Raw genomic sequence first — 22,980 nt, forward strand, 5'->3', positions numbered from 1 at the left:
AGCGGCGTGCCCAGAACCCGATCCCATCTCGAACTCGGCCGTTAAACACGCCAGCGCCCATGGTACTGTGTCTCAAGACACGGGAGAGTCGGTCGCCGCCAGACCCGCCCATCGCAACCCCTCCCTCCTCACGAACACCGACGCGAACGGGCCGCTCCTCATGGGGCGGCCCGTTCGCGTTTGGCACCCCGCTCGGCCGGGCCTTACCGCGAAGTCATCTTCCCGCGAACCTCCCGTAATCGGGGAAGGGCCACGTTAGCCACGCCGTCGATCTTCAGGATCGCGGACGAAGCGGCGCATCGAACCTCGTGCCCTCCGAGGCTCCAAGACGCGGCTTCGGAACGGGCCGAGGCGTCACCCGATGCCCCGGCCCGTTCAACCCGCGAGAGGGGAGGGGAGTGGCTCGGCCATGGCGACGGAAGCACATTCCCCCGTTCGGCGCAGCGCGCTATGGAGCGGGTCCATGCGGCTGCTCATCATCGAGGACGACCGGGAGGCCGCAGCCTACCTGGTCAAGGCGTTCCGTGAGACCGGACATGTCGCCGACAGCGCGCATGACGGGCTCGACGGCTACGCTTTGGCGCAGGAGGGCGGCTACGAGGTTCTGATCGTCGACCGCATGCTGCCGAAGCTCGACGGCCTGTCGCTGATCCGTTCCCTGCGCGAGCAGAAGGTGGCGACGCCGGTGCTGATCCTGTCGGCGCTGGGGCAGGTCGACGACCGGGTGAAGGGTCTCCGCGCCGGCGGCGACGATTACCTGCCGAAACCCTATGCCTTCTCAGAATTGCTGGCTCGCACCGAGGCCCTGGCCCGACGGCAGGTGGGACAGGGCACCGCCGAGGAGACCCGGTATCGGGTCGGTGATCTCGAACTCGACCGGTTGTCCCATCGTGTGACCCGGGCGGGTCTGGAGATCCCCCTGCAGCCGCGGGAGTTCCGGCTTCTCGAATACCTGATACGGCATGCCGGCCAAGTGGTCACCCGGACCATGCTGCTGGAGCACGTCTGGGATTATCACTTCGACCCGCAGACCAACGTCATCGATGTCCACGTCTCGCGTCTGCGCGGCAAGCTCGACAAGGGCTTCCCGACCGCGATCATCCACACCGTGCGCGGGGCCGGCTACGTGCTGCGCGTCGACGAGGGCGCCGCCGGGTGAGCGCGTCGGCGGCCGACGCCTCGGTACCCGGCGAGACCGGTGCGGCCCGCATCCAGAAGCTGTTCCGCACCACCGCGTTCAAGTTGTCGCTGGCGTACCTGGCGATCTTCGCTCTCTGCGCCTTCCTGGCGCTGGGCTACGTCGCATGGAATGCGCGGGCGGTGCTCGATGACCAGATCGTTTCCACGATCGACGCCGAGATCAACGGCCTGTCCGAGCAGTACAACACCGGCGGCCTGCGCCGCCTGATCACCGTGGTGGAGCGGCGCTCCCGCGAGCCCGGAGCCTCGCTCTACCTCGTGACCACGGCCGGGGGCGACCATGTGGTCGGTAACGTCGGCTACGTCCCCGCCGCCGTGCTGGCGACGCCGGGCCAGAGCGAGACCCGCTACGGCCGAAACGATTCGGATGCCGAGGCGCATCGGGCGATCGTGCGCGTCTTCACCCTGCCGGGCGGGTTCCGGCTCCTCGTCGGCCGCGACACGGAAGAGCGGGACCGACTCCGCGCGGTGATCGGCCGGGCCTTCGTCACCGCGCTGGCCGCGGTGGTGATCCTCGGCGTCATCGGCGGGTGGCTCGCCGCGAGCCGCGTCCTGCGCCGGGTCGATGCCATGACCCAAACGACCCGGGCGATCATGGCGGGCGACCTCGACGGACGGCTCCACGTGGCGGGCAACGGCGACGAGCTGGATCGCCTCGCCTCGAGCCTCAACCTGATGCTGGAGCGCATCGGCGAATTGATGCGCGGCATGCGCGAGGTCTCCGACAACATCGCCCACGATCTGAAGACGCCGCTGACCCGCCTGCGCAACCGTGCCGACGAGGCCCTGCGCCGCGCCAGCTCGCCGGATGAGCTGCGCGCCGCCCTGGAAGCCGTCATCGACGAGGGCGACGGGTTGATCCGGGTGTTCAACGCCCTTCTGATGATCGCCCGGCTGGAGGCGGGCGGTGCCCGGGACATCCTCCTGCCGCTGGACATCGCCCCGACGGTTCGGGGCGTCGGCGACCTGTACGAGGCCGTCGCAGAGGATCGGGGACTCGTCCTCGACGTGCGCGCGGAGGACGGCCTGATCATCGCCGGCAACCGCGAGTTGATCGGGCAGGCCCTGGCCAACCTGATCGACAACGCCCTGAAATATGGGGCCACTTCGCATGCGGGAGGGGCCAGCGTCACCCTCGAGGCATGGCGGATGGGGGATTCGATCCGTCTCGCGGTCTCCGATCACGGGCCCGGCATTCCGGAGGCGGAGCGCGGCCGCGTGCTCGACCGGTTCGTGCGGCTGGAGGATGCCCGCTCGCGTCCGGGCTTCGGGCTGGGCCTCAGCCTCGTCAATGCGGTGGTGCGCCTGCATCAGGGGACGCTGCGCCTCGCCGACAACGCCCCGGGCCTGCGGGTGGAGATCGCCGTCCCGGCACAGGCCGCTCCCGAGACCGGTGACATCCCGGACGCACCGCCATCGGCCGGGCCTGTGCCGGCACCGTCCTGACGCGCTAGTTAGGGCCGCGCACCGTCCCCCGCGGGCGCCGCCCCGATCCGAGGCGCGTCCGTGTCCCAGGAGGCCCCATGACTCTCAAGACCAAAACCGCCCTCGTCACCGGCTCCACCAGCGGTATCGGGCTCGCCATCGCGCGCGCGCTGGCGGCGGAGGGCGCCAACATCGTGCTGAACGGGTTCGGGGACGCGGACGCCATCGAGTCGGCGCGGGTCGGCATCGAGGGCACCTACGGGGTCGAGGCCCGCTACTCGGCGGCCGACATGAGCAAGCCCGAGGCGGTCGCCGCCATGGTGCGCGAGGCGAACGAGGCGTTCGGGTCCGTCGACGTGCTGGTCAACAATGCCGGCATCCAGTTCGTGTCGCCGATCGAGGAGTTCCCGGCGGACAAGTGGGAGCAGATCATCGCCATCAATCTGTCCTCGGCCTTCCACACGATGCACGCCGCGATCCCCGGCATGAAGGCCAAGGGCTGGGGCCGGATCATCAACACGGCCTCGGCCCACTCGCTGGTGGCCTCACCGTTCAAGTCGGCCTACGTGGCCGCCAAGCACGGGATCGCCGGTCTGAGCAAGGCGGCGGCGCTGGAACTCGCCCCGCACAGGATCACGGTGAACTGCATCTCGCCGGGCTACGTCTGGACGCCGCTGGTGGAGGCCCAGATCCCCGACACCATGAAGGCCCGCGGCCTGACCAAGGAGCAGGTGATCGAGGACGTGATGCTCAAGGCGCAGCCGACGAAGGAGTTCGTCACGGTCGATCAGGTCGCCGCGCTCGCGGTGTTCCTGTGCTCCGATGCGGCAAGCCAGATCACCGGGGCCAACATCAGCATGGATGGCGGCTGGACGGCGCAGTAGCGCACGGCGCCACGCGGCCGATGTCCGGGCCAATGTCGGGGCCGGCAGCCCGGATCCTCCCGCGTTCGGACCGGAGCCCGTATCGGGGAAAGGACGCGACGGACCCCAGCGCACGGCTCCCGCGGTCGGAGCCGTGCCTCGATCGCCCGTCTTGGCCGATCCCGACGCGGATGCGATAACGGGTCGGCCTCCCGCAGCCGCCCGCACCATGTCCGCCGCCATACGGTCTACCCGTCAACCGATCTGCTATCGCGCGCGCGGGCCGGCCCGGCCCGGGCGCCCCGTCCCATGAACGCGCACGAGGCCGCCCTGGCGCGGGCCCTGCGCAAGGATCCCCCGCGCTCGGGCCCGCACCGGCTCTGGAAGCGCGTCAGCCGGGCGGTCGGCGACGTGCTTCCCAAGGGCCTGTACGCCCGGTCACTGATCATCATCATCGCGCCGGTAGTGCTGCTCCAATCCGTGATCGCCTACACCTTCATGGAGCGGCACTGGCAGCTCGTGACCAAGCGCCTCTCGGCCGCCGTGACCGCCGACGTCGCCGCGCTGATCGACATCTACGAGAGCTATCCGCAGGACAAGGACGCCGAAATCCTCTCGCGCATCGCCGGCGAGCGCCTCAATCTCGATCTCGACATCCTCAAGGGCGCCAAGCTGCCGGCCCCGGGTCCCCGGCCGTTCTTCTCGATCCTGGACGAGGCCCTCTCGGACGAGATCAAGCGCCAGATCCGCCGCCCGTTCTGGATCGACACGGTCGGTCGCTCGAACCTGATCGAGATCCGCGTGGCGATCCCTGACGGCGTGATGCGGATCACCGCGCGGCGCAGCCAGGCCTACGCGTCGAACTCCCACATCTTCCTCGTCTGGATGATCGGTTCCTCGCTGGTGCTGCTCGGCGTCGCCATCCTGTTCCTGCGCAACCAGATCAAGCCGATCCTCCGGCTCGCCGCCGTGGCGGAGGGGTTCGGCAAGGGCCGCGAGATCGAGTTCCGGCCGCGCGGGGCCCGCGAGGTGCGGCAGGCCGGCCACGCCTTCATCGAGATGAAGCGGCGCATCGAGCGGGCCATGGAGCAGCGCACCACGATGCTCAACGGCGTCAGCCACGACCTCCGCACCATCCTCACCCGCTTCCGCCTGTCGCTCGCCCTGTTCGAGCAGACCAGCGAGATCGAAGATCTCAGCCGCGACGTCGACGAGATGAGCCGGATGCTGGAGGGCTACCTCGCCTTCGCCCGCGGCGACTCCGCCGAGCCGGCGACGCCCACGGACATGCGCGCCCTGCTGGAGGATCTGCGCACCGACGTCGAGCGCCTCGGCGCGCACGTCTCAGCCGTGGACCTCGTCGGGGCGCCGGAGGTCACCGTCCGCCCGGGGGCCTTCCGGCGCTGCCTGTTCAACCTCGCCTCCAACGCGGCGCGCCACGGCGAGACGGTGGCGATCTCCGGCCGGCTCGAGGCCCGCGCCTTCTACGTTTCCATCGACGATGACGGGCCCGGCGTCCCGGCCGAGAGCCGCGAGGAGGTGTTCAAGCCATTCGTGCGCCTCGACGACGCCCGCCAAGATGCCGGTGGGTCCGGCCTGGGATTGGCGATCGCCCGCGATATCGCCCGTGCCCATGGCGGCGACATCGTCCTGCACGACAGTCCGTTGGGCGGCCTGCGGGCGACGGTGCGGGTGCCGGCCTGAGGCGGCCGCCGTTCAGGTGTCGCTCGGCCGGCGCAGGCGCAGGGCCTCGGCCTGGACGTTGCGGATGAGGTGATCGAGGCTCGCCTCGTCGAGGCCGGCCGCCGCGAGGCGCTTGCGCAGGCCGGCCTCGTCGTTCCAGGCGTAGCCCGCATCGTAGGGTAGGTGGCGCCGGAGGAGCGGGCTCACGATGCTCTCGCGCCGATAGGCAGGATGCCGCAGGAGCTTGCCGATATGGACGGCGAGCCTGTCGATGCTGGATGGACCTTTGCTGGAGGCGCCATCTGCGCCGCCCCACGAGACCGTCGATCGGCGCATACTTGCCTGCCCTCCCAGGATGACAATATCGCGCCAAATGATTGCGCATCGGTGAGTGACCCGACGCTCCGGCGAAAAACTGCATCCCCCGGGGTCCCAACCTTCGCGGCAGGATGGTATGGAGGCGCGCTATGAGCCGCGGACGCCCGCGCGCCGGATTTGAGTGCCGATTATGAACCCGCTCGTCCCCCTCCTGATCCTCATCTCCCTGCCGCTCGCCGCCATCGGCCTCGTGCTCTACACCGACACGGGCATCGAGCCGGCGCTGTTCTACGCCTCGGTCAAGACCTTCGTGATCCTCGGCGCGATCGCCGTGGCGATGTCGGTCGGCGCCATGAAGCTCGCCGAGCGCACCAAGCACTGACACAACACCTCCCGGAGGGCGCGATGCTGCACGTGGTCCCGGCCTTCTCCCGCATCGGCGAGGAGAACGCCTTCGCGGTGCTGGCCCGCGCCCAGGCCCTGGCTGCCCAGGGGCGCGACGTGATCAACCTTGGCATCGGCCAACCCGACATGCCGACGCCCGCCCACGTGGTCGAGGCCGGCATCAAGGCGTTGCGTGACGGGCATCATGGCTACACACCGGCGGTGGGCATCCCGCCGCTGCGCGAGGCGGTGGCCCGCGACATCCACCGTCGCCACGGCGTTGAGGTCTCGCCCGATTCCGTGATGATCGTGCCGGGCGGCAAGGTCACCATGTTCATGGCGATCCTGATGTTCGGCGCCCCCGGGACCGAGATCCTGTATCCGGATCCAGGCTTCCCGATCTATCGCTCGATGATCGAGTTCACGGGCGCGACGCCGGTGCCGGTGCCGATCCGCGAGGAGAACGGCTTCGCCTTCTCGGCGGCCGAGACCCTGGCGCTGATCACGCCGAAGACGCGGCTGCTGATCGTCAACTCGCCGGCCAACCCCACCGGCGGCGTCACCCCGAGGGCCGAGATCGACGCCCTGGTGAAGGGCCTCGCCGAACACCCGGACGTCGCGGTGCTGTCGGACGAGATCTACGGCACGATGACGTATGACGGCGAGGCGCATCACTCGCTGCTGAAATACGACGAGATCCGTGACCGGCTGGTCTACCTCGACGGCGCCTCAAAGACCTACGCGATGACCGGCTGGCGGCTCGGCTGGTCGGTCTGGCCGAAGCCGCTCTATGAGGCCGCCCGCAAGCTCGCGGTCAACGCGCATTCCTGCGTCAACGCCTCGACCCAGTGGGCCGGCATCGCGGCTCTCGACGGCCCGCAGGATTGCGTGGCCGAGATGGTCGCCGAGTTCGACCGGCGCCGGGCGATCGTGGTCGACGGCCTGAACGCCCTGCCGGGCGTGTCCTGCATCGCCCCGAAGGGTGCGTTCTACGCGTTCCCGAACATCTCGCGGACCGGCTGGAAGGCCAAAGCCCTGGCGTCAGCCCTGCTGGAGGAGGCGGGGGTCGCGGTGATCGGCGGTCCCGATTTCGGCGTTCACGGCGAGGGCTATATCCGCCTGTCCTACGCCAACTCGGCGGAGAACATCCGCCGCGCGCTGGAGCGGATGGGCACGTTCCTCAGCGAGCGGAAACCCGGCTGAGATTTCCCAACGGGTCTCCTCGTTCCGAACCCCTCAGCCTGAGGCGCGGGAGCGAGCGGCAGCCTCGAAGGAGTTCTCAGGCCGGCTGCGCGCATCCTGGAACTCTCCTGCGAGTCTCGCTGGCGCAGGGACCTCAGGATGAGGGGCTGAGTGGGACCGCCCGGGCCGCGCGCCTCAAGACTTCCCCGGCGCCCGCTTGTCGATCCAGCCGGCCAGCCAGTCCGCGATGTCGAGGCTGTTCTTGTCCTGCATCAGCATGTGCGAATTGCCGTGGATGCCGATCTCCGGCAGCAGGATCAGCTCGGCCTTGCCGCCCGCCGCGTTCGCCGCCGCCACGAAGCTGCGGCACTGCTTCAGCCGCGGAGCCCAGCGGGACGAGGCGTCGACGTAGTCGCCGAACAGCACCAGGATGGGCAGGTCCCGGTAGGGGGCGAGGTCGTCCTTGGCCGGATCCGGGCAGGCGGCCGGCTCGATGGCCACGAGGGCGCGGATGCCCGTGCGATCGAGGGCGGCGGTCTGGAACGGGTAGATCCCTGATTGTGAGTGCGAGACCAGCACCGCGCCCTTGAGGCGCTTGGCGAGGTCCGACAGGGCCGGCACGGTCGGGTTCGGGACCGGCAGGGCGGCCGACCAATCCGGCACCATCTGCTTCCAGAACTCGCCCTGGGCCTCGAGCGGAAACTGCATGCCGGGGAAGACCTTCGGGTATTCCGGCCCGAACCGGAAGATCGCCCAGGCCGGCTCGCGCCCGGCCGAGAAGACCGGCGGCAGGGTGTTGGGCTCGGCGCGCCCGGTCTTCACCGCGTTGATCTGGGACGGGCTCGCCGCCGAACGGCCGCGCCAGGCCTGATCGATCACGTAGGTCGGGAAGCCGCGGCGAACGAAGAACTCGTCCCAGCCCATGCGCCCGTCAGGGGTCGTCTCCCAGGTCTTGCCGGTGAGACAGCAGCCATGGATCAGGACCAGCGGGGGACGGCCCGAACTCACCGGGATCTGGTAGCGGACGTAGATCTGGTCGACGCTGATCGTGCCCGAGGGCGCGTAGGCCGGCAGTGTCGAGAGCGTGTCGGACTGGATGTCGCGGCCGCCGACGAAGAAGCTGCCCTGCTCGGCGATCGTCAGGGGGCCGGGGGCCGGATCGGCCGCGCGGGCGGGTCCGCCCGAGATCAGCATGGCGGCGACCAGAGCGCCGGCCATCCGCCGGGCGCGCACCAGTGCGGGCACTGACAATCCTGGCATGAAATGTCCCGTCTCCCCGCTAACGGCACGCCCGGGCCGTGCCATGATCCGAGTGCCTAGCATGAAGCTCGACCGCGATGGGCGGCAGTCGAGCTTCTCCGCTTGCCGATCAGGCCGCGATGTCGCGCTCGACGCGTTCGGTGGCCCCGGGCGGTAAGTCGAGGGCTTCGGCCAGCATCTTGAGGAACTGCCGCTCCTGCAGCGTGTCGGGATCGATCGCGAGCCGGGCCGCCGCGAAGATCCGCGCCGCCGCATCGGGTCCCGACACACGCTCTGCGATCTCGTCGATATCGGCGGGATTGGCGAGTTCGCGCTCCAGCCAGGACCGACCGTCGGTATCCAGGCCCGCCTCGGCCACGGCCGCGTCGAGGCGTTTGCGCTCCGCGGCGTCGACCATCCCGTCGGCCGTCGTCGCCGCCACCATGACCCGGAGCATCAGCCGGGCCTCGTCCTCGGCGACCCGGGTGAAATCCGGTCCGCCGGTCTCCGGCGGTGCGGTGCCGCGCAGCGCCCGGTAGGCCAGTCCGCCGATCAGCGCCAGCCCACTGAGTGCGGCGCCCGCGGTGAGCCCGCCGCGCCGCGCGCGCACCAGCGCGTCGACGATCCGCCCGCTGTCCGCCATGCCATCCTCCCGGGATCCAATCCAAATCCGATCGGAAACCACCCGGGAGGCGCTCGGGTTCAGCCGCCCTCAGGCGTCGGCTTCATCCTCGTCCTCGTCGATATCCACGAGGAACACGATGTCGGCCTCGTCCTCGTCGTCCGAGTCGGCGTCGCCGTGGTGGGCATCGTCCTTGAACTCACCCTCGCCGTCGTCCTCCGCCAGCGCATCCTCGAAGATCTCGACTTCGTCCTCGGTGGCGGCCCGAACCTTGAGCGCCGAGGTGCCGTTCCAGAGCGGCTTGCCGTCGCTCGTCATGGTCCGGATGTCTTCCTTGAAGCCCGCGCAGGTGAAGAGGTCCTTGGCGGACGCCTCGTCGCTGTTGATCACCGCAACGGCGGTGCCGTCGATCTCGAGCGTGAACATGGCCGGCATCCCTCTCGTAACCGTCCTCTGGCGCGCCCGGTCAGCGGGATCGCGCACGGGTGCGACGCGCTGCCCCGGTAAGAAACGCTGGCGTCCCTTCCGGCAGCCATCGGCGCCACGCGCGGATGCTGTAGGGGTGAACCGGACGCCCGCCAAGCCCATCCCGACGCAGCCGCCCCGAAAGCCGTGGCGCGGATCCTGCCGGGTGGAGGGCGCGATGAAACCAGACGCGAAGAAGGATCGCCGCGCATGCGGATCAGGCTCGGCTGCGAGATGCGCTACGCCTTTCCCTATCCCGTACCGATGGTGGTCATGCTGAACGTGCATTCCACCCGGGCCGGCGCCCTGGAGGCGCCCGACACGCTCCGCACCGAGCCCCCGGTGCCGGTGGATCTCTATCACGACGGTTTCGGCAACCTGTGCGGTCGTCTGACCGCGCCGGCCGGGAGCTTCACCATCGGGACCGACGCGGTGATCGGCGACGACGGATGCCCGGATCCGGTCGTGCCGGAGGCCGGGCAGCACGCGATCGAGTCACTGCCGGCCGAGACGCTCGTGTTCCTGCTGCCCAGCCGCTACTGCGAATCGGATCTGTTGGCGGACGAGGCGTGGCGGCTGTTCGGCCATACCGAGCCGGGCTGGGCGCGGGTGCAGGCCGTCTGCGACTTCGTGCACGGCCACATCGCCTTCGGCTATGAATTCGCCCACGGCGATCGCACGGCGCAGGATGCCTATGCCGGCCGTCGCGGGGTCTGCCGCGATTTCACCCACCTCGCCGTGGCCTTCTGTCGCGCGCTCAACATCCCGACTCGCTACTGCACGGGCTATGTCAGCTTCATCGGCGAACTCGAGCCCCATCCGGCCGGCGACTTCGCGGCCTGGATGGAGGTCTACCTCGGGGGACGGTGGCACGTGTTCGATCCGCGCAACAACGCCCCGCGGATCGGCCGGGTGATGGTCGCCTACGGCCGCGACGCCGCGGACGTTCCGCTGACCCACACGTTCGGTCCGAATCCCCTGGTGGGCTTCCGAGTCTGGGCCGACCGGATCGACCATCTGGACGTCTCCGGGGACGCCTCCGTCCTGCCGGAGGAGCCCCTGCCGCCGCAGAGCATGGCGACCCGGACCGGGTGACCGCCGGGCCGCGGTCCTAGACCCCCGCGCCGCGGGCGATGGCGCGCTTGACCACCCCCTGCACCTCGGGGTTCGAGAGGAATAGGTCGTGGTTGATCAGGCCGCCGCCGTAATCGGAGGCGTCGGCGACGCGCACCCCCAGCGCCTCCAGCTTGGCCCGGTCGACCGCGCCGGCCCGGACGCCGCCCGCCAGCGCCGCCGAGAGCTCCAGGGCGCGATCGTTGGTGGCGGAGATCACGGTGATCTTCGCGACGTCGGGTCCCAGTCGGGCGACGCCGTTGGAGAACAGGTCGAAGTCGATGTCGGGCGCGGCCAGCACCACCGCGCCGATGCGCGCCATGGCCGCCTCGCCGGCCTCGGCGCGGAGCATGCGCAGGGTCTCGAGGGTCAGGAGCGTGCCCATCGAATGCGCGACGATGTTGATCCGGCCGCCGCTCGGCGACGCGGCCAGGGCCTTGAGCAGGTCCTCGAAGGCGTCGCGCGACCAGAGGGCGCTCTCACGATCGTAGTTGTAGTCGAAGGTCGCGGCGGCGGAGGGCCACGTGAACAGGCCCGAGACGCCGCGGAAGCGGATCCCGTCCGACAGACGCGCGGCGCTGACGGCAGCCGATTCGAACGATTCCCGGTAGCCGTGAACGTAGATCAGCACGTCGCGTCCCAGGGCCGCCTGGGCGAAGGCCTCGGCGGCGCCCGGTCCGGTCTCGGCCTTCGGCACGGCCCCGATGGTCCAATCGCCCGTGATGACGGACGAGACCTTGCCGAGCAGCGACCGGTCGGGGGGCGACAGGCGCACCTCCGCGAAGCTCAGGCCGCGGCCGCGATCGCTGCTGAAATACGGGGGCCTGGGCGGGCTGCCGACGGGCTTGCGCGTCGTGGCGACCAGAAGGACCGGCATGACGTCGAGCGCCGACTGCTTCTCGGGCAGGGACGGTCCGGTGCCGAGGTTGTCGGTGACGCAGGCGCCGAGGGACGGCGCGAGGCCTGCGGCACCCGCGAGGGCACCGATCTGGAGGAGGGCGCGGCGTGAGACGGGATGTTCCGGCATGATCCAGGGGCGCTCGGGCGGGGCCTCCCTCGTGGCGCAGGATCATGACCTTGGCGGGGCGCGCCGCCGGCCGATCCCTGTGGAGAACCGACAAGGTTTCCCTTGTGGTCGTCCGGACACAGGCCTGCGCCGTCGCCTCGGACCGGTAGCCCCCTCGACGGAAGCCTTCGTCACCGCCATGAAGGATGCATGACGCCGACCATCGACATCGAGAGCCTGCGCCGGCGCCTGCTGGGCGGCGACCGCGCCGCCCTGGCCCGGGCCATCACCCTCGCCGAGTCGAAGCGCGCCGATCATCGGGCCCTCGCGTCGGACCTCATCGACGCCGTGCTGCCGCAAACCGGCAAGGCGATCCGGGTCGGGATCACCGGCGTCCCGGGCGTCGGCAAGTCGACCACCATCGACGCTCTGGGCTCGAACCTGACGGAGGCCGGCCACAAGGTGGCGGTGCTGGCAGTCGACCCGTCCTCCTCGCGCACGGGCGGTTCGATCCTCGGCGACAAGACCCGGATGGCCCGGCTCGCCCACGACCCGGGCGCCTTCATCCGCCCGTCTCCGTCCTCGGGCACGCTCGGCGGCGTGGCGGCCAAGACCCGCGAGACCATGCTGCTCTGCGAGGCGGCGGGCTTCGACGTGATCCTGGTGGAGACCGTGGGGGTCGGCCAATCCGAGACCGCGGTGGCCGACCTGACCGATTTCTTCCTCGTGCTGATGCTGCCCGGCGCCGGCGACGAACTCCAGGGTATCAAGAAGGGCATCCTCGAACTCGCCGACATGATCGCGGTCAACAAGGCGGATGCGGGCGAGGCCGAGCAGCGGGCCAACGCGGCGGCCTCGGAATACCGGGCGGCGCTGCACATCCTCACCCCGGCCTCGGCGACGTGGACACCGCCCGTGGTGACGATCTCGGGCTTCCACAACCTGCGGCTGGACGCGCTCTGGGCGAAGATCGTCGACCATCGGGGCAAGCTCACCGCCACCGGCGAGATCCAGGCGAAGCGCCGGACGCAGGACGTGAAGTGGATGTGGGCGCTGGTGGATGAGCGCCTGCACCAACGCCTCGTCGGCTCCCCGGAGGTTCGGCGCCGCACGGCCGAGGCGGAGGCGGGCGTGGCCCGGGGCGAGACCTCTCCGGCCGCGGGTGCGGCCGCCATCGCCGAACTGATCGGCCTCTGACGGGGCCGGCCCGGCCGCGCCCGGCGCACACAAATTCCGCGGCGGTGCGGGGCACAAACGCGATCTCGCGCGTTCGAGTGGACGACGGCGTATCGAGCGGCGCCCCGTCGCGGCGCCGTGCTCACGTCCAGGAGAGTGCCATGGTTGATACGGATCGGATCGTCGGCGGCGCCAAGGAAGCCGCGGGCAAGGTTCAGAGTGCGGCCGGCGATTTCGTCGGCTCGAATCGCGACTCTGTGGAAGGCCGCTTCCGCGACGCCCAGGGTCAGGCGCAGAACGTCTACGGACAGGCCAAGGACAAGGCGCGGGATATCGCCGATCAGGCGAGCGACTACGCGAGCGACGCGTCCGCGCGGGCCCGGGACGTCGCGGGCGACGTCTACGAGCGGGGCGGCTCCTACCTGCGCGACGGCCGCGAAGCCGTCGGTGCCCGGGTGGAGGAGAATCCCCTCGTCGCGCTGCTGATCGCGGGCGCGGTGGGCTACGGTCTCGCCCTCCTGATCCACAGCCGCCGCTGACCGGACGCGGCCTCGCCCGAATACGGGCGGGGCCGCGCCAGGACGGTACCGGGGGTGCCTTATCGCGATGTGCCTCATTGCGATGTGCCTTGCATCGCGCCGCCCGGGCCATACCTGATGGATGCGGGGGGCGCCCGCCCGCCCAAGGCTTCTCTGGCCATGCTCAGCACCGATACCGACATCCTCGCCGCCGCCGAAACCTGGCGACGCGACGGCCACGCCGTGGCGCTGGCCACCGTGATCGAGACTTGGGGATCGGCGCCGCGGCCCGTGGGCAGCCACCTCGTCGTCGACGAGGCAGGCAATTTCCTGGGGTCCGTCTCGGGGGGCTGCGTCGAGGGGGCCGTGATCACCGAGGCGATCGAAGTGATCGAAGCCGGTGCACCGCGCGTCCTCGAGTTCGGCGTCGCCGACGAGACCGCGTGGCGGGCTGGCCTGTCCTGCGGCGGCCGGATCCGTGTCTTCGTCGAGCGGCTCGACTGATGCGCGCCGACATCCTGGCAAGCCTCAATGCCGAGCGCGCCGCGCGCCGGGCCGCGATCCTCGTCACCGACATCGCCGACGGCAGCCAGCGCCTCGTGCGCGAGGCGGAGATCGCAGGCGATCCCCTTGGCCCGGTGCTCGGCAAGCACCTCGCGTCGGCCAAGAGCGGCCTCGTGGAGGCTGACGGGCGGACACTGTTCCTCACCGTGCAGGTGCCGCCCGTGCGGCTCGTGGTGATCGGGGCGGTCCACATCTCGCAGGCGATGGCGCCGATGGCGGCGGCGCTCGATCTTGCGCTCACGGTGATCGACCCGCGCACCGCCTTCGCGACGCCGGAGCGCTTCCCCGGCGTCGAACTCGTGGCCGAGTGGCCGGAGGCCGTGCTCGGGAGCCGCGTGCCGCCGCTGGACCGCTATTGCGCACTCGCGGCCCTGACCCACGATCCCAAGATCGACGATCCCGCACTGAAGGCGGCGCTGACGGCCGAGTGCTTCTATGTCGGCGCCCTCGGATCGCGGAAGACCCACGCGGCGCGGGTGGCCCGGCTCGGCGCGGCCGGCTTCAGCCCGGAGCAGATCGGCCGGATCCGAGCGCCGATCGGGCTCGCGATCGGGGCGGTGAGCCCCGCCGAGATCGCGCTCGCCGTCCTGGCGGAGGTCGTGGCCGCCCTGCGCCGCGCACCCCGCCCGGAGGCCGCGTGAGGTTCGGTCCCGTGCCGGTCGCCGAGGCCGCCGGGATGATCAGCGCCCACGCCGTCCGGGGTGCGGACGTCACCCTGCGCAAGGGGTCGGTGATCGACCCCGATGCCGCCGCCGCCCTGGCGCGGGCCGGCCTGTCGGAGATCGTCGCGGCGGCCCTGGAGCCCGGCGACGTCGGCGAGGACGCCGCCGCCGCGCAGCTCGCCGGTCACCTGGCCGGGGCGAACCTGCGCGTCGAGGCGCCCTTCACCGGCCGCTGCAACCTGTTCGCCGAAACGGCGGGGGTGCTCGTCCTGGATCCCGCCCGCATCGACGCGGTCAACGCCGTCGACGAGGCCGTGACGGTGGCGACGCTGCCGCGCTTCAAGCCGGTGGTGGCCGGCGAGATGGTCGCCACCGTGAAGATCATCCCCTACGCGGTGCCGGGGGGCGTGCTGGCCCGCGCCTGCGCGTCGACCGCGGGCGGGGCCCTCGCGGTCGCCCCATACCGCCGCCGCCGGGTGGGCGTGATCTCGACCCGCCTGCCGAGCCTCAAGGAGGCGACCATCGACAAGACCCTCCGGGTGCTCGCCGAGCGCCTCGCCCCCACGGGGTCCGCGATCGTCCGCGAGATCCGGGTGCCGCACGCGGACGAGGCCGTGGCCACGGCTCTCGCCCACGCGATCGACGGCGACGGGGCGGATCTCGTGGTGGTGTTCGGCGCTTCGGCCATCGCCGACCGGCGCGACGTCATTCCGGCTGGCATCGAGGCCGCGGGGGGCAGCGTCGCGCATCTCGGGATGCCGGTCGATCCCGGAAACCTGCTTCTCGTCGGGAGCCGCGGCGGAGTGCCGGTGATCGGCGCGCCGGGCTGCGCGCGCTCACCGAAGGAGAACGGCTTCGACTGGATCCTGCACCGCCTCCTGGCGGATCTGGCGGTGACCCGGGCCGACATCGTCGCGCTGGGCGTCGGCGGGCTCCTGATGGAGATCGTCTCGCGCCCGCAGCCCCGGGCCGGTGGTGCGGCGACGGCGGCCGACGCGGACCCGTCGCCGGATGCCTGACGTCGGCACGATTCTTCTCGCCGCGGGACTCGGCAGCCGGTTCGGCCCTGAGCCGAAGCTGCTCGCGCTCCTCGACGGAGTGCCGCTGGTGCGTCACGCGGCCGGAGCCGCCCTCGGCGCCCGGCCGCGTCCGGTAATCGCCGTGCTCGGGGCGCATGCCGACCGGGTCCGGGCCGCGCTGGCCGGGCTCGACCTGATCCACGCCGTCAATCCCGATTACCGTCTCGGCCTCGCAACCTCGCTGCGTGCCGGTCTCGCGGCACTTCCTCCCAGCTGCAGCGCCGCCGTGGTGGTGCTCGGCGACATGCCGTGCATGACCGCCGCCCATATCGACCGCTTAGTGGAGGCATTCGCGGGCGCCGCCCCGCTGCCGGTCGCCGTGGTCCCGGTGCAGGACGGACGGCGCGGGAACCCGGTGCTGCTGAACCTGCGCCGTCTGGCTCCGGATATCGCCCGGCTGCAGGGCGACCATGGGGCGGGACCGCTCCTCAGGGGACGGACCGACGTGCTGGAGATCCCGGGCGATCCCTCGACGGCCCTCGACATCGACACGCCGTCCAGCCTCGCCGCCCTCGGCGGTCACGCCGTCTGACGGGGCACCGCCGCGTGCGCAACCGTCCCATCCGGCCCGGTATCACGTCTCCTCTGTCGCGCTGTTCTCAGCCGTGTCGCCCCTGCGCGTGGTTCGGGCCTCGGCCCGGCACCGGTCCGAGCAGTAGCGCACCTCGTCCCAGACGCGCTCCCATTTCTTGCGCCACGCGAACGGACGGCCGCACTGAACGCAGACCTTCTGCGGCAGATCGGCCTTGCGGCGCATCGGCGGCATCATCCCTCTCCCGCGTCGTACGGCCCGCTCAGCCTGCCGGCTTCGGTGCCGTTCGGCGAAGCCGGGCGTCCAGAAGGTTTGCCAAGCCGAGCATGACCGCGATCCCACCGAGATTGACGGCGATCTGCAGGGCCCATGTGGCGTCGAAGGTGCGGTAGAGGATGCGGCCGATGAGCGCCGCCAGGCAGCCGGCCGCGAAGATCTCCAGCGAGTGTCGGCCGCAGGCATCGATCAGGCGGAGCGAGGGGTGCCGGCAGAAGCGCCCCACCGCGGGCGCGCTGAACAGCAGGTAGGTCAGGGCGAGGATGTCCAGCAGGCGCAAGGGGCCGACGTGGCTCTTGTCCGGAACGTCGATCGCCAGCGGCCTGAGGTTCGGAAGGCTCCACTCGGCCCAGGATCCGCCCTGGAACAGGGCGAAGGCTAGGTAGACCCCGGCGGTCGCCACGGCCCAGCCCCGCCGCGGCAGGAGGCCGCCGCCCGAGCGGATCGCCAGCGCCAGGGCCGCGCCGATCACGAACAGGAACTGCCACGCGAACGGGTTGAAGTACCACCCGTCATCCACCGCCGCGGCGTTCGGCAGGTTCAACTGATGATCGAGGTTGGCGGCGAGCCACAGGGTCCCCGACAGGGCGAGCACGCCCCAGACGCCGCGCCGCAGCCCGAAATAGATGAGCGGGAACAGGGCGAGCAGCAGGATGTAGAGGGGCAGGATGTCGAGGTAGTTGGGCAGCGCGTTCAGGGCGAGGCCGCGCAGGAGGCCAGGCAGCAGCCCCATCTGGATCAGCGGCGCGACGCCGAAGCGCGGCGTCAGGCCGGTGAGATCCATCCAGATCCGCACGATGATCAGCGTGGCGAGCAGAAGGCCCGCCTGGAACAGGTAGATGCGCAGGCAGCGCCTGCCGATCCGGCCGAGCGTCCTGCGGATCCCGGCCCGCTGGAACAGGCCTCCGTAGGCCATCATCGAGGAGTACCCGGCGAGCAGGACGAAGATCTCGGCCGCGTCGGAGAACCCGAAATTGTGCAGCGTGAACAAGGCCGGCGCGTTGCGGGGGATGTGATCGACGAAGATCGTCAGCAGCGCGAAGCCGCGCAGCACGTCGACCCGCGCGTCGCGGACCGGCTTGGCGGGCTTGTCCTGAGGGGGCGACTGCGGGGCCGGCCGCAGCCGACCGGGATCCGAAGGCCGCTCGAGCGCGTCGATGTTCGTCACACGGACCGTCACCGGCAGGGTGGCAGGGCGAAGACGGCGCGGACCGCCGCGGTCGGATGATACCGCACTGCAGCGCGGACGCTGCCGGAGAGTGCGCCGATCACGCGCCTTTGTTCAGATGTGGACACCGGCACCGCCGCGCCGGATCCCGGCGAGCACCCGGGATCCGCCGGGTCTGTGCTGCCGGTCGACGCTGATGGTGTCACACGGTCGTCCTCTGTCGACGCGATCCGAGGTTCCGACGACAGGACGTTCCGCGAAGCCTCACCGTTCCAGGACCCGACGTCGCGCCCGGCGCCGGAGCGAGGCGAGCGCCGACGCCAAGTCCCCACCACGGACGGTGGTTTCGGATCGTGCCGCACGACCCCCGCGTATCCCGGCATCCTCGGCGCCTCGGCGCGCCGCGACGCCCCTCGCGTCGCGACCGCGGCCGGTATAGACGCGGCGGATCGAACCCGGCTTTCCGCCGCCGACCATGCCGGGGAGGGGCTGGGTTCATGCGCGTCCTCGTCACCGGAGCCGGAGACTATCTCGGCCGCCGCCTGCTCGAGGCGCTGCGGCGGGGGCTCCCGGCCGGCAGCCGAATCCTCGGCATCGACCGGAGCGCGCAGCCGCCCCTCGACGGCGTGACCTTCCTCGCCGTCGATCCGTTCGATGCCGGCCGGCTCGCCGAGGCGGTCGCCGCCTTCGAGCCGACCCTCGTCTTCCATCTCGCCGCCCTGGCCTCCGTGGCGCGGTCGAGCGAGACGCCGGCCTATGCCTGGCGGGCAGACCTGCTCGGAACCTTGAACCTCGCCGAGGCGGTGGCCAGGACCCGCGCGGCCCTGGTCTTCCTGAGTTCGACCGTCGTCTACGGCGAGGCGTTCCGCGACCGCGCGCGTCCCGACGAGAGCGTGACGCCGCGACCCGACACCATCTCGGGGCGAACCAAGAACGCCTGCGAGTACATCCTGCGCGATGTGCTAGCCAACGCCCGCGTGAAGCACCTCGTGCTGCGGCCGTCGAACTACATCGGGCCCGGGCAGAGCGAGACCTTCGTGGTCGCTTCCTTCGCCGGGCAGATCGCCCGCATCGAGCGCGGAGAGGCTCCGCCGGTCGTGGAGGTGGGCGATCTCTCGGCGGGGCGCGACTTCTTCGATGTGGCCGACTTCACCGCGGCATGCCTGCAAGTGATCGCGCGGATCGACGAGCTGCCCGATGGCGGCATCTTCAACGTCGGATCGGGCACCGTGACGCCGGTCTCGGACATCCTCGACGCCCTTCGTGCCCTGACGGATGCGGATTTCACGATCCGGGTGAGGGACGAACGGGTCCGGCCGGCGGGCGTGCGCAGCGAGGGCTGCGACCCGGCCGCCTTCGCGGCGGCCACCGGCTGGAAGCCGATGATCCCGCTCACGCGCAGCCTGTCGGCGATCCTCGCGGAGGCGCGGTCACGGAACGGCTGACCCGGGGATGGCGGGCATCCCCGGGTGGGCGCGCCGCGATCAGCGCGAGAACCGCTTGTACTTGATCTTCTTCGGCATGATCGAATCCGCTCCGAGACGGCGGACCTTGTCGGCCTCGTAGTCGGAGAAGTTGCCTTCGAACCATTCCACGTGGCTGTCGCCCTCGAAGGCCAGGATGTGGGTGGCGATACGGTTCAAGAACCAGCGATCGTGGCTGATGATGACCGCGCAGCCGGCATAATCCTCTAGCGCGTCCTCCAGGGCACGCAGGGTCTCCATGTCGAGGTCGTTGGTCGGCTCGTCGAGGAGCAGCACGTTGGCGCCGCCCTTCAGGGTGCGGGCCAAGTGGACGCGGTTGCGCTCGCCGCCCGAGAGGGTTCCGACCTTCTTCTGCTGGTCGGGGCCCTTGAACGCGAACGCCGCGCAATAGGCGCGCGAATTGATCTCGCGCTTGTTGAAATAGATGATGTCGTTGCCGCCCGAGACCTCCTGCCAGACCGTCGCGTTCGGGTCGAGGGCGTCGCGCGACTGGTCGACGTAGCCGAGCTTGACCGTCTCGCCGACGTCGATCTTGCCGCTGTCGGGCTTCTCCTGGCCGGTGATCATCTTGAACAGGGTCGTCTTGCCGGCGCCGTTCGGGCCGATCACCCCGACGATGCCGCCCGGCGGCAGCTTGAACGAGAGATCCTCGATCAGCAGCCGGTCGCCGAACGCCTTGCTGAGATTCTCGAACTCGATGACGTTGTTGCCGAGCCGCTCGTCGATCGGGATGACGATCTGCGCGGAGGCGTCCACCTTGTTGTTCTGCTTGGCGACCAGCTCCTCGTAGCGGGTGATGCGCGCCTTCGACTTCGACTGGCGCGCCTTCGGGGAGGCGGCGATCCACTCCTGCTCGCGGGCGATGGAGCGCTGCCGGACCATGTCCTCGCGGCCCTCCTGCTCCAGGCGCTTCTGCTTCTGCACCAGCCACGCCGAGTAGTTGCCCTCGTACGGGATGCCCTTGCCCCGATCGAGTTCCAGGATCCAGCTGGTGACGTTGTCGAGGAAGTAGCGGTCGTGGGTCACGATCAGGATCGCGCCCGGGTACTGGCGCAGGTGACCTTCCAGCCAGTTCACCGTCTCGGCGTCGAGGTGGTTGGTCGGCTCGTCGAGGAGCAGCAGCTCCGGCTCCCACAGGAGCAGGCGGCACAGGGCGATGCGGCGGCGCTCGCCGCCCGAGAGGGTGGCGACCGGCTGCTCATCGCTCGGGCAGCCCAGGGCCTCCATGGCCTGATCGACCTTCGAGTCGAGCTCCCAGAGACCGAGCGATTCGATTCGGTCCTGGAGCTCGGTCATCTCGTCGGCGGTTTCCTCCGAGTAGTTCATGGCGAGCTCGTTGTAGCGGTCGAGCATGGCCTGCTTCTCGGCCACGCCCTCCATCACGTTCTCGCGGACGCTCTTGTTCGGATCGAGCTGGGGCTCCTGCGGCAGGTAGCCGACGCGCGCGCCCTGGGCCACCCAGCCGTCGCCGGTGAAGTCCTTGTCGAGGCCGGCCATGATCTTGAGCAGCGTCGACTTGCCGGAGCCGTTGATGCCGAGGACACCGATCTTGGCATCGGGGTAGAAGGACAGGTTGACGCTATCCAGGACCTTCTTGCCGCCGGTGTAGGCCTTGGTCAGGCCCCGCATGTGGTAGATGAATTCGCGAGCCATCGCGGATCGTCCTCGGCGTGATGTGCGGGAATGCGCGGTGCGTGCCAGCGGCACGGGTCAGGTGCGGGGCCATGGCACCCGTCCTGTACGCACGTCCCTCAAGATTTAGAATGACGCTGATCGAGTATCAGGCCCGCCGGGCAGCGGCAAGGTTGCCGGCCTCGGCACGCCGGGCAATCGCGTCCGACAATCCCGTTCTTCGCCCGAGCTTCGGCGCTGCCTTCACCCGCCGGCCCCGACTCCGTCAGCCCGCGGCCGGGCCCGCCGGCGGCGCCCCGGAACACGGCCCGCCCCCGTTGCCGGGCCGCAGGCTGATCGGGCGACCCCAGCCATCCCGCGGCGCGCTCCGGCCCCGGGATCACGGCGGAGCCGCAGATCGTCGGTCCGAGAGCCTACCCGGGCCGCTCGCCCGGATCGCGTGCCGATCCCGTCGCGTCGCAGACCCGGGCTTCGGAACGCCGGAGGGGCCGCTGAGCCGGACCGGTCCGCGACCGCGAAGGCTCCGCCCCGGAGCGGGGCGCGCGTCCGGTTCAGGCGAAGGGGTTCCGGACCGTTTTCGGCTTGGGCTCCGGCGCCTCCGCGACCGCCTCCGGAAGGTCCCCCGCCTCCAGGGCCCGCACGATCGCCTCCAGGGTTTCCCGGAGCCGTCGGGCCTGCGCGAGGCCCGCCTCGTCCCGCGTGAGGTCGAGGGACCCGTGCAGGACGATTCGATCGGTGCCGTTCTCGAAGGACAGGGCGCCGATGCTGCGCACCGAGGCGTCGTCGGCGAAGGGTTCGAACCGGTCCTGACCGGCACCCGAAGGCCGGGTCCGGCCGTCCCGCTTGTCTTGAGCCATGGGTCCCTCTCAGAAGATCGCACGCAGAACGTCGCGGACGAGCTTGCGCAGGACGCGGCTGCCCTCCCGCTGGAGCCAGTCCTGCCACGTCTCCTCGCGTCGCGGCCGGTGCGCGCCCGAGTGCGCGGAGTCGTCCGGATCGGGCAGGGTCAGCGCGGCAGTGCGGGCCGCGGCCGGAAGGCCGGGGAAGACGTCGATGCCGGAGGCCCGGGTGAGGTCGTCGATCGGGACCGTCCGCCAATCCCTGGACCCGTCGTTCGGCGCGAGATAGGCGCCGGCCTGGCCGGTCTCCGGATCGTAGAGCGCCTTGAACAACTGCGTCGGGACCAGGACGCCGCCCTTGATCTGCTGCACTGCGTCTCCCGCGAAGATTGCGCCGGTGACCACGAAGACCGAACCCCGCCGCGTCGCGAGCCGCCGCACGCCCTCCTCGATATCGGCCCACAGGCCGCGGTTCAGCACCCGATTCTGGGGCACGACGTTGGCGAAGGTGAAGGACTCCGCCTGGGCGCTCACCGTCGGCATGTCACCGGCCGGCGCGAGGTGTCCCCGATCGAAGCCGCTGCGGACGTAATCCTCCAGAGACGCGCGCGCGTCCGGCGGCAGCCGGCTCTCCTCGTGGAAGGAATCGTCCCGCGCCACCGCCCGGGCCTCGGCGACGCTCCCGCGGGTGAGGTGCTCGGCGGCGTAGAGCGGCGTGCGCGTCACCCCCGAATGCAGCACCGCGAAGGCTTCGAAGCATAGCGGCACCGTGCGTACGGCCAGCTTCGGGTTGGTGAGCACCGGGACCCGCCCGTCCGCGAATAGGCCGGGGCAGGCATCGTCGGCCGAGGCGGGCGCCCCACCGATGGACGCCAGGACCAGGCCCGCGGCGATCAGACCCCGGGGCCGCTTCACCAGCATGCGCGCACCCGCCGCGGGCCCTCGGGCGTCGGTCGGGTCCGCCATGCGCACGGGCGGCTGAGGGTGCCGCCGAACGGCCGCGCATCGCGGTCGGGCCCTCCCGGCGAGACCCGATTCGGGCAATCGCCCAGGAAGTTGCAGAGGAAGTCGAGATTGCCGTCCGGCGGCCGCGGCTCCGCATAAGCTTGGCCGCCTGCGGTAATCGCGAACGTGAGCAGGATTGTGCACAGACGAGCCGGGCTCAAAGGCGGACCTCTTGTGGCGCTGAGGGCACGTGATTGAAAAAAACGCGGGCCCGACATTGATCGCGCCGCCGATCGTCCGTAACTGGCACTATCATGACAGCGGCGGACGGGCGTGTTCTAGCATGAACGCGTGTCCCTGGGTGCTGGCGTCGCGGAGGCCCAGGGCTCGCGGCGGGGCCGTCGCTACACTCGAACGAGCGGATGCGACCATTGGCGATATCACCTGAGCAATCGGCGTTGCTGGACCGTGTCCCGAATCCTGCGGCGTTGCGCGGTCTTCCGGAGTCGGAGCTTCCGGCCGTTGCGGAGGCGGTTCGGGCCGAGATGATCGACGCGGTGTCGATCACGGGCGGCCATCTCGGCTCGGGGCTGGGGGTGGTCGAG

25 protein-coding genes and 1 rRNA gene are annotated in these 22,980 nt (G+C 70.7%); 16 read left to right on the plus strand and 10 right to left on the minus strand.

Annotated elements, in window-relative coordinates; genetic code table 11:
- The 5 genes from rrf to MKK82_RS03170 form a co-directional block, all read left to right on the plus strand.
- Positions 1-104: ribosomal RNA gene (rrf, locus tag MKK82_RS03150) — 5S ribosomal RNA — on the plus strand; the annotation flags it as partial.
- Positions 105-463: 359 nt separating this feature from the next.
- Positions 464-1,159, plus strand: a complete 696-nt coding sequence (locus tag MKK82_RS03155) for a response regulator transcription factor (protein WP_243984639.1) — start codon at positions 464-466, stop codon at positions 1,157-1,159.
- A complete protein-coding gene (locus tag MKK82_RS03160; RefSeq protein ID WP_238293462.1) occupies positions 1,156-2,646 on the plus strand; it encodes a sensor histidine kinase in 1,491 nt (496 codons plus the stop codon). Before MKK82_RS03155 ends, MKK82_RS03160 begins: the two co-directional genes overlap by 4 nt.
- A gap of 77 nt (positions 2,647-2,723) precedes the next feature.
- The gene (locus MKK82_RS03165; protein ID WP_238293463.1) at positions 2,724-3,509 is read left to right on the plus strand and encodes a 3-hydroxybutyrate dehydrogenase; all 786 of its coding nucleotides are present in this window, start codon (positions 2,724-2,726) and stop codon (positions 3,507-3,509) included.
- Positions 3,510-3,797: 288 nt separating this feature from the next.
- Positions 3,798-5,192, plus strand: a complete 1,395-nt coding sequence (locus MKK82_RS03170) for an ATP-binding protein (RefSeq protein WP_238293465.1) — start codon at positions 3,798-3,800, stop codon at positions 5,190-5,192.
- A gap of 12 nt (positions 5,193-5,204) precedes the next feature.
- On the opposite strand, the gene MKK82_RS03175 is transcribed toward MKK82_RS03170, so the two are convergent.
- Positions 5,205-5,507 carry a hypothetical protein gene (locus tag MKK82_RS03175; RefSeq protein WP_238293467.1) on the minus strand — a complete coding sequence of 101 codons (303 nt, stop codon included), beginning with the start codon at positions 5,505-5,507 and terminating at the stop codon, positions 5,205-5,207.
- Between the two features lie 172 nt (positions 5,508-5,679).
- Here MKK82_RS03175 and MKK82_RS03180 point away from each other — a divergent pair, with 172 nt between their 5' ends.
- Complete coding sequence (locus MKK82_RS03180) at positions 5,680-5,871, plus strand: hypothetical protein (RefSeq protein ID WP_238293469.1); 192 nt, start codon at positions 5,680-5,682, stop codon at positions 5,869-5,871.
- A 23-nt stretch (positions 5,872-5,894) separates the two neighbouring features.
- Positions 5,895-7,076 carry a pyridoxal phosphate-dependent aminotransferase gene (locus MKK82_RS03185; protein WP_243984640.1) on the plus strand — a complete coding sequence of 394 codons (1,182 nt, stop codon included), beginning with the start codon at positions 5,895-5,897 and terminating at the stop codon, positions 7,074-7,076.
- A gap of 174 nt (positions 7,077-7,250) precedes the next feature.
- On the opposite strand, the gene MKK82_RS03190 is transcribed toward MKK82_RS03185, so the two are convergent.
- From MKK82_RS03190 to MKK82_RS03200, 3 genes are all read right to left on the minus strand, one after another.
- Complete coding sequence (locus MKK82_RS03190) at positions 7,251-8,315, minus strand: esterase (RefSeq protein ID WP_238293473.1); 1,065 nt, start codon at positions 8,313-8,315, stop codon at positions 7,251-7,253.
- 109 nt (positions 8,316-8,424) lie between these two features.
- On the minus strand, positions 8,425-8,937 hold the full coding sequence (locus MKK82_RS03195; protein WP_238293475.1) for a tellurite resistance TerB family protein: 513 nt from the start codon (positions 8,935-8,937) through the stop codon (positions 8,425-8,427).
- Between the two features lie 69 nt (positions 8,938-9,006).
- Entirely contained in the window at positions 9,007-9,342 is a 336-nt protein-coding gene (locus tag MKK82_RS03200; protein ID WP_238293477.1) for a hypothetical protein, read from the minus strand.
- Between the two features lie 249 nt (positions 9,343-9,591).
- On the opposite strand from MKK82_RS03200, the gene MKK82_RS03205 reads away from it, so the two are divergent.
- Complete coding sequence (locus MKK82_RS03205; protein ID WP_243984642.1) at positions 9,592-10,476, plus strand: transglutaminase-like domain-containing protein; 885 nt, start codon at positions 9,592-9,594, stop codon at positions 10,474-10,476.
- Between the two features lie 16 nt (positions 10,477-10,492).
- Here MKK82_RS03205 and MKK82_RS03210 read toward each other — a convergent pair whose 3' ends face one another.
- Positions 10,493-11,521: an alpha/beta hydrolase gene (locus MKK82_RS03210; protein ID WP_238293480.1), complete on the minus strand. Its 1,029-nt coding sequence runs from the start codon at positions 11,519-11,521 to the stop codon at positions 10,493-10,495.
- A 189-nt stretch (positions 11,522-11,710) separates the two neighbouring features.
- Here MKK82_RS03210 and meaB point away from each other — a divergent pair, with 189 nt between their 5' ends.
- From meaB to MKK82_RS03240, 6 genes are all read left to right on the plus strand, one after another.
- Positions 11,711-12,697 carry a methylmalonyl Co-A mutase-associated GTPase MeaB gene (meaB, locus tag MKK82_RS03215; protein WP_238293482.1) on the plus strand — a complete coding sequence of 329 codons (987 nt, stop codon included), beginning with the start codon at positions 11,711-11,713 and terminating at the stop codon, positions 12,695-12,697.
- 140 nt (positions 12,698-12,837) lie between these two features.
- Complete coding sequence (locus MKK82_RS03220) at positions 12,838-13,215, plus strand: CsbD family protein (protein WP_238293484.1); 378 nt, start codon at positions 12,838-12,840, stop codon at positions 13,213-13,215.
- A gap of 159 nt (positions 13,216-13,374) precedes the next feature.
- Positions 13,375-13,698 carry an XdhC family protein gene (locus MKK82_RS03225; protein WP_243984643.1) on the plus strand — a complete coding sequence of 108 codons (324 nt, stop codon included), beginning with the start codon at positions 13,375-13,377 and terminating at the stop codon, positions 13,696-13,698.
- A complete protein-coding gene (locus tag MKK82_RS03230; RefSeq protein ID WP_238293488.1) occupies positions 13,698-14,399 on the plus strand; it encodes an XdhC family protein in 702 nt (233 codons plus the stop codon). Before MKK82_RS03225 ends, MKK82_RS03230 begins: the two co-directional genes overlap by 1 nt.
- Positions 14,396-15,439, plus strand: a complete 1,044-nt coding sequence (locus tag MKK82_RS03235) for a molybdopterin-binding protein (protein ID WP_238293490.1) — start codon at positions 14,396-14,398, stop codon at positions 15,437-15,439. The genes MKK82_RS03230 and MKK82_RS03235 overlap by 4 nt, the downstream gene beginning before the upstream one ends.
- Positions 15,432-16,031 (plus strand): NTP transferase domain-containing protein, encoded by a 600-nt coding sequence (locus MKK82_RS03240; protein WP_243984644.1) that lies wholly within the window; start codon positions 15,432-15,434, stop codon positions 16,029-16,031. Before MKK82_RS03235 ends, MKK82_RS03240 begins: the two co-directional genes overlap by 8 nt.
- A 42-nt stretch (positions 16,032-16,073) precedes the next feature.
- Here MKK82_RS03240 and MKK82_RS03245 read toward each other — a convergent pair whose 3' ends face one another.
- Both MKK82_RS03245 and MKK82_RS03250 read right to left on the minus strand, forming a co-directional pair.
- Positions 16,074-16,265: a DUF2256 domain-containing protein gene (locus MKK82_RS03245; protein WP_238293494.1), complete on the minus strand. Its 192-nt coding sequence runs from the start codon at positions 16,263-16,265 to the stop codon at positions 16,074-16,076.
- Positions 16,266-16,293: 28 nt separating this feature from the next.
- On the minus strand, positions 16,294-17,475 hold the full coding sequence (locus MKK82_RS03250) for an OpgC family protein (protein WP_238293495.1): 1,182 nt from the start codon (positions 17,473-17,475) through the stop codon (positions 16,294-16,296).
- A gap of 497 nt (positions 17,476-17,972) precedes the next feature.
- On the opposite strand from MKK82_RS03250, the gene MKK82_RS03255 reads away from it, so the two are divergent.
- Positions 17,973-18,920, plus strand: a complete 948-nt coding sequence (locus MKK82_RS03255; RefSeq protein ID WP_238293497.1) for an NAD-dependent epimerase/dehydratase family protein — start codon at positions 17,973-17,975, stop codon at positions 18,918-18,920.
- Between the two features lie 39 nt (positions 18,921-18,959).
- On the opposite strand, the gene ettA is transcribed toward MKK82_RS03255, so the two are convergent.
- The 3 genes from ettA to MKK82_RS03270 form a co-directional block, all read right to left on the minus strand.
- Entirely contained in the window at positions 18,960-20,612 is a 1,653-nt protein-coding gene (ettA, locus tag MKK82_RS03260) for an energy-dependent translational throttle protein EttA (RefSeq protein ID WP_238293499.1), read from the minus strand.
- Positions 20,613-21,142: 530 nt separating this feature from the next.
- Entirely contained in the window at positions 21,143-21,448 is a 306-nt protein-coding gene (locus MKK82_RS03265; protein ID WP_238293501.1) for a hypothetical protein, read from the minus strand.
- 9 nt (positions 21,449-21,457) lie between these two features.
- Entirely contained in the window at positions 21,458-22,351 is an 894-nt protein-coding gene (locus MKK82_RS03270) for a DNA/RNA non-specific endonuclease (RefSeq protein WP_238293503.1), read from the minus strand.
- Between the two features lie 446 nt (positions 22,352-22,797).
- Here MKK82_RS03270 and MKK82_RS03275 point away from each other — a divergent pair.
- On the plus strand, positions 22,798-22,980 hold a 183-nt coding region (locus tag MKK82_RS03275), incomplete at its 3' end, for a 1-deoxy-D-xylulose-5-phosphate synthase N-terminal domain-containing protein (protein WP_279602727.1).

This window comes from Methylobacterium sp. E-046, from assembly GCF_022829625.1.
In the GTDB taxonomy this organism is placed as follows: domain Bacteria; phylum Pseudomonadota; class Alphaproteobacteria; order Rhizobiales; family Beijerinckiaceae; genus Methylobacterium; species Methylobacterium longum.